Source organism: Aquimarina discodermiae, assembly GCF_040786235.1.
GTDB lineage: Bacteria > Bacteroidota > Bacteroidia > Flavobacteriales > Flavobacteriaceae > Aquimarina.
The window spans coordinates 26,266-33,522 of record NZ_JBFMKP010000045.1; the positions used below are offsets into that span (position 1 = coordinate 26,266).

Sequence of the window (7,257 nt, forward strand, 5' to 3'; positions counted from 1 at the left end):
AATTTTACTATTCTTTGTAATGGTTGTTTTATGACGTACTCTTAAGAACTGATTTAATAGCAATATGTTTCAGAAATTAGGACTTAAATTATACTGAGCATAGAATTTGTCTAAAATCTGTAACACTTCTTTTGGAGTATCTACTACATGAATTAGATCCAGGTCTCCGGCGCTTATATTTTCAAACTTAGAGAGTAATGTTTCTTTTACCCAATCAATAAGTCCGCCCCAAAATTCTGTACTAACCAGTATGATAGGAAACTTGGCTATTTTCTTTGTTTGTATTAATGTAATTGCTTCAAATAGCTCATCAAGAGTTCCAAACCCTCCTGGCATAACGACAAAACCTTGAGAGTATTTTACAAACATAACTTTTCGAACAAAGAAATAATCAAAATCAAGACTTTTATCACTGTCGATATATGGGTTGTCATGTTGTTCAAATGGCAGGTCTATATTTAACCCAACAGAAGTTCCTCCCGCCAGATGAGCCCCTTTGTTTCCGGCTTCCATAATACCAGGGCCACCACCGGTTATTACTCCGTATCCATGGTTTACAATTTCGGCAGCAACATCTACAGCCAATTGATAATATTTATTATCTGTTTTGGTACGAGCAGATCCAAAAATAGATACACAAGGTCCTATTTTACTCATTTTTTCAAAACCATTTACAAATTCACCCATGATCTTAAAAATCGCCCATGAATCATTTGTTTTTATTTCGTTCCAACCTTTATGGTGTTGTTCTTGTCTCATAAATAGTTATGTTTTTAATTTAATGCACCAAGTTCTTTTTTAAGAAACTTAGCGGTATAGCTTTTTTTATTTTTTATAATATCTTCGGGAGTTCCTTTTGCAACTACTTTTCCACCGTTTTTACCACCTTCATATCCAATATCTATGATATAATCGGCCATTTTGATAACATCCATATTATGTTCGATAATTAAGACGGTATTTCCTTTGTCAACCAATTTATTAAGTACTTCCATCAATACCCGAATATCTTCAAAATGAAGTCCAGTTGTGGGTTCATCTAGGATATAGAAGGTATTGCCAGTGTCTCTTTTAGATAATTCTGTTGCCAATTTGATACGTTGTGCTTCACCACCTGATAACGTAGTTGATTGTTGACCTAAGGTTATATATCCTAAACCAACATTTTGAATGGTTTTTAGTTTTCTCGCAATTTTGGGAATATGTTCAAAAAAATGACAAGCTTCATTTATGGTCATTTGTAATACATCGGCTATCGATTTTCCTTTGTATCGTATCTCAAGTGTTTCTCTGTTAAATCGTTTTCCTTGACAAGTTTCACATTCGACATACACATCGGGTAAAAAATTCATTTCTATAACTCTTAATCCTCCTCCTTTACAAGTCTCACATCTTCCGCCGGTAACATTAAAACTAAAACGTCCAGGTTTATATCCTCGTATCATAGCTTCTGGTGTTTTGGCAAATAAGCTTCTTATTTCAGAGAAAACTCCAGTATAGGTAGCAGGGTTTGACCTGGGTGTACGGCCAATAGGAGATTGATTAATATCAATTACTTTGTCTGCGTGTTCTAAACCTTTGATGCTTTTATAAGGCATTGGTTTTCGTACCCCGTTAAAGTAATATGCATTTAAAATAGGATATAGGGTTTCGTTAATAAGCGTTGATTTACCACTGCCAGATACACCCGTAACGGCTATCATTTTACCAAGAGGTATATCGATTGCTACATTTTTTAAGTTATTTCCTGTGGCCCCTTTTAAAGAGATAATTTTTCCGTTACCTTCTCTGCGTTTTGGTGGTATTTCTATTTGTTTTTTACCACTTAAATAATCTGCAGTTAGCGTATGATGTGATTGCAATTCTGTTGGAGTACCTTCACTTATAATTTCACCCCCATGTTTTCCTGCAAACGGACCGATATCAATTACATGATCTGCCCGTTCTATCATATCTTTATCATGTTCTACTACAATGACAGAATTACCAATGTCACGCAATTGTATAAGCGAGTTAATCAATTTCTCATTATCCCTTTGATGCAAACCAATACTAGGTTCGTCCAAAATATATAATACACCAACAAGTTGAGAACCAATTTGTGTAGCAAGCCTTATGCGTTGTGCTTCTCCTCCCGATAGGGACTTACTACTTCTATTTAAAGAGAGATAGGTAAGTCCAACATCTACCAAAAACCGAAGTCGGGTATTGATTTCTTTTACAATCTCGCCTGAAATTTTCTTCTGCTTTTCAGAAATATGATTTGGTAGATCTTTAAACCAATCTGATAGCTCACTAATGTCCATCGAAGCAAGTTCTGCAATATTTTTTGTGTTTACTTTAAAATAAAGTGATTCTTTACGTAATCTAGAACCATGGCACTCGGGGCATTCGATATTGTCCATAAAATCCTTGGCCCATCTCTTTAGAGAAGTAGAATCACTATTGTTATAGGTGTTTTCTATAAATGTAGCAATACCTTCAAAATCTATTTTGTATTCTCGGGTTACCCCAAGTGTTTTGCTATTAACACTAAATTTTTCTTTCCCTCCATGCAATATAATTTGCATTGCCTCTTCAGGGATTTTATGAATAGGATCGCTTAACTTAAAGTCAAATCGTTGAGCGATTAGATCTAATTGTTTAAATATCCAATTGTTTTTTTGAGGTCCCTGAGGGGCTAATCCTCCATTTTTTATAGAGACGGTATCGTCTGGAATTATTTTATTTTGATTTACTTCATATAGATTACCAATACCATTACACTTTGGACAAGCACCTTTGGGAGAATTGAAAGAAAAGTTATTTGGTTCTGGGTTAGGATATGAAATTCCGCTAGAAGGGCACATTAGACTTCTACTAAAAAATCTAATTTCTTGAGACTCTTGCTCTATTACCATTAATACATCATCACCGTGATACATTGCGGTATTAATAGTTTGCATTAAGCGCTTAGAATTATCCTGGTCCTTAGAAATTAGTAATCGATCAATCACAATTTCTATATCGTGAGTTTTATACCGATCTAATTTCATTCCTTTGGTAATATCTACAATTTTACCATCGGTACGCACTTTAACAAAGCCTTGCTTGGCAATTTGTTCAAACAATTCTCTATAATGACCTTTTCTTGATCTAACAACCGGAGCTAAAATATTTATTCTTTTTCCTGAGAAATCTTTTATAATAAGATCCTTAATTTGTTCATCACTATAGCTCACCATTTTTTCACCAGTATTATAGCTATAAGCATCGCTACCCCTAGAGAATAGGAGTCTAAGGAAATCATAGATTTCTGTAATAGTACCTACCGTACTTCGCGGACTTTTACTGGTGGTTTTTTGTTCAATAGCAATAACAGGGGATAGTCCATCAATTTTATCGACATCAGGCCTTTCCAATCCCCCTAAAAACTGTCTTGCATATGCCGAAAAAGTTTCGATATATCTTCGTTGACCCTCTGCATAAATTGTATCAAAAGCCAAAGAAGACTTACCAGACCCTGATAAACCGGTAATAACTACTAATTTTTCACGGGGTATTGTAACATCAATGTTTTTTAAATTGTGAACACGAGCTCCTAATACTTCAATATTTTCGTCTGATTTGCGCATATAATTTTTACCAAGATTGCAAATGTAGTTATTTGATAGGGTTTTGAGAAATTGACCTGATTTGCTTTTGCTAAAGATAGCATGTTAAAAGTATTTTTTATATCCTTTTGTATATATGTATTAACATTTTACATCAATTGTTTTTTAAAGTATTGTCGTGTAGTGTTTTATGAGTTTTTGAAGTAGTGTCTTAATTTTCCTTCATAAATATATAGAGTAAAAATTAGCTTTTAAGGATAATCTAAGGATCAAAGATGTAACAATTAGTACTTTATTATCTCAAAAATGCTTTTTTAGCAGCTTTTTTGTTTAAAAAAAGGCAATATTTTGGTATATAGGGAAATGATATCCTAAATATTTGTTAACAAAAAATCTTAAAGAATATTAATTTAACTAGGAAACTAGACTGTTTTTAACTTAAATTTAGGTTAAAAAAAGTTTTTTTAAACAATGTTGTGTTTTGATTTCTAAGTGTTTATAAGGTTTTGTACTTTCAATGCAAATACAAACTCAATCAGGATTTTTTAAATAGTTTATTGACCTCGCCTATACCATAACTATTCAAAAAATCCATAAAACTAAAACTTAGTACGATGAAAAACATCTTAATGATTATGATTGCCTTTTTTACAGCAATCAGTTTTGCACAAACAAAACCAGAAAAACCTTATGAGCTAATTCAGAATAAGAAAGCATCCGGGGCAACATTTGAAGACGTTAATTTGTTTTCGGTAGTAGACAACCGAAACGCAAAAATCCAGGTTCCTAAGGAACTAAAAAATTACACAATATTTTCGATGCAAAAGAATAAGCTTAATTCTTTTCACAGCAAGCCGGCGAATACGATGAGTTTAGAGATCCCTCAAAAGGGAGCACCACTAACTTTAGAATTGGCTAGAGTACAAATTACCACAGATAATTTTAAAGTTGTTGCGATGCCTTCTGGAAAAGAAGTAATTCCGGACCGTCAAATTTTACATTATAGAGGTGTTGTAAAAGGTCAACAAAACTCTGTGGTAGCTGTTAGTTTTTACCAAGATGAAATGGCCGGAATCGTTAGTGTAAAAGGAGTGTCAGGAAATATTGTAATAGGAGCACTCGAGAATAGCAATAAAATGATTGCATATTCTGATACAGATATCAGCCATCTGTTTGATTTTTCTTGTGAGGTTAGGGACTATGCTAATTTTAAAGAAAAGAATAAAAAACAACTCAATGATAATTTTTCGAATGAAGCGAATGCGATAGATAAATGTCCAAAAGTTTTCTTTGATATCGCTACAGATATAGTGAGTGATAAAGGAGGAGTTCAGGGAGCTTCAGATTATATACAGGCTATGTTTAATCAGGTAGCGGTAATCTATGCTGGCGAGCAGATTACGATTAAACTTTCTGGAATGAAAGCTTGGGAAAGTAATCAACCATTTTCTGATATCGATTCCTATGCAAATTATAGAAGGTCAAATACATTTGATGGTGACTTAGGACACTTTGTTAATTATGCTTCCGGCGGAGCAAATGGAGTAGCAATGTCTCTTGATGGATTATGCAGTACTACCGGGTATGCAAGATCTTCTATTAAGAAAACCTTCGAAAACGTTCCTACTTTTTCTGAAACGATAATGGTAGTAACACATGAGTTAGGGCATAACCTAGGATCTCCTCATACACAAGCATGTGCCTGGAATGGTAATAATACGCCTATCGATGGTTGTGTAGCACCTGAAGGAAATTGCACAAGACCTCCTAAACCAGCTGCAGGAAGTAATGTAGGAACTATAATGAGCTATTGTGCACTTACCGATGTAGGAACCAATTTTGCTAATGGATTTGGACAACAACCAGGTGATAAAATACGTAGTTATATTTCTGCAGCCAGTTGTGTTACTACTTGTGGTGGTTGTTCTACCGGAGACCAGGTAACAGTAACTTTTAGTAATACTACAGATTGTTCATTAGAGTATTTTACGAATAATACATCACAATTTACCGTAGCCGCAGGACAAACAAGAGAGACTTCTACTATAGTTGGAGCAAGCTGGGAAGCTAAGAAAGCAGATGCCACTGTAAAAGATACTTTTACCATTGCTTGTGGTACGACAACATATACTTCGAGTGGTAATTGTGCTGCAACACCTACTTGTAATGATGGTATTCAAAATGGAGATGAAACAGGTGTAGATTGTGGAGGATCCTGTGACCCTTGTACCAATGTTACATACTGTTCTTCTAATGGTCAAAGTGTAGCAGATGAATATATTGGTAAAGTAGCATTAGGTAGTATAAGTAATACGACTACAGGTTCTTCTGGAGGATATGGAGATTACACTTCTCTTTCTACCACTTTATCTAAGGGAGTATCTAATACAATAACCATTACTCCAGCGTGGTCAAGTACTACTTATGATGAAGGATATAGTGTATGGATTGATTATAACGGAGATGGTGATTTTGCCGATAGCGGAGAGCAAGTATTTAGTAAAGCAGCTTCGAGAGATACTTCTGTAAGCGGAAGTTTTACAGTACCTGCATCTGCTACCAACGGAAATACCCGTATGAGAGTATCTATGAAGTACAATGGGATACCTACTCCATGTGAGTCTTTTAGCTATGGAGAGGTAGAAGATTATACGGTGACTATTACGGGAGGAGGAACTGATCCAACATGTAACGATGGGATACAAAATGGAGATGAAACCGGTATCGACTGTGGCGGATCTTGTGAACCTTGTCAAACCAATGTTACTTATTGTTCTGCAACAGGTAACGGAGGTCCAGAAGGAATATCGAATGTTACTTTTGCTGGTATTAATAAATCATCGACTCGTAGCGCTTCTGGTTATGAGGATCATACGTCTTCTTCTGCAAATGTAAGTGTTGGAACAAATCATAACCTAAAAGTAACAATTATTGGTTATCAAGGAGGTGCTACAGACGAAATTTATGCCTGGGTAGACTGGAATCAAGATGGGGATTTTGCAGATGCAGGTGAGAACTATACCGTAGCTAAAACCTCGAACCTTGAAGGGAATGTGTCGATTAGTGTGCCGCAAACTGCCAAAGCAGGAGCAACAAGAATGAGAGTATTGGTATCATATTATGATAATGAAAATAATCCTTGTGATACAGGCACTAATGATGTTCGTTATGGTGAATACGAAGATTATACGGTAAATGTTGCTGCTTCAAAATCGTACCTGGCAAATAACACACGATCACTTTTTACAGTTACAAAGAATCCTATTTTTGATAAACAATTGAGTTTAAGATTCAATAGCACAGAAAGTAGTATGATAAACGTACAATTATACGATGTAAGAGGAAAAAAGATCGCAACGTATACTGTGCAAAAAGGAGGAGATACAATGGTACTACCACTAAGTGCAAAAATACCTACAGGACTATATTTGGTTAAATGTCAGATAGGAGATAAGAGTGGGGTAGAAAGAGTTGTTGTAGAAAAATAAGATAAGTAATGTATCTAATACTTTTGATAAAATACTAGATAGGATGATTAAAAGGAGGTCGTCTAAAAAGTTATTTTTAGGCGATTTTCTTTTTCATCCATTATGGTTTTTGTTGATTTTTTTCAATTTTAGGATTAAAAGATGTGTTTTAAAAAGGCACACGCAATCCTATATTG

At 34.8% G+C, this 7,257-nt stretch carries 3 protein-coding genes; 1 reads left to right on the forward strand and 2 read right to left on the reverse strand.

Features of this window, described 5'->3' with window-relative positions; all coding sequences use genetic code 11:
* Nucleotides 1-69: 69 nt before the first annotated feature.
* Nucleotides 70-759 (reverse strand): LOG family protein, encoded by a 690-nt coding sequence (locus ABW636_RS21185; protein ID WP_367592098.1) that lies wholly within the window; start codon nt 757-759, stop codon nt 70-72.
* A gap of 14 nt (nt 760-773) precedes the next feature.
* Nucleotides 774-3,614, reverse strand: a complete 2,841-nt coding sequence (gene uvrA, locus ABW636_RS21190) for an excinuclease ABC subunit UvrA (protein ID WP_367592099.1) — start codon at nt 3,612-3,614, stop codon at nt 774-776.
* Between the two features lie 593 nt (nt 3,615-4,207).
* Here uvrA and ABW636_RS21195 point away from each other — a divergent pair.
* The gene (locus ABW636_RS21195; RefSeq protein WP_367592100.1) at nt 4,208-7,081 is read left to right on the forward strand and encodes a GEVED domain-containing protein; all 2,874 of its coding nucleotides are present in this window, start codon (nt 4,208-4,210) and stop codon (nt 7,079-7,081) included.
* The last annotated feature ends 176 nt before the right edge of the window (nt 7,082-7,257 follow it).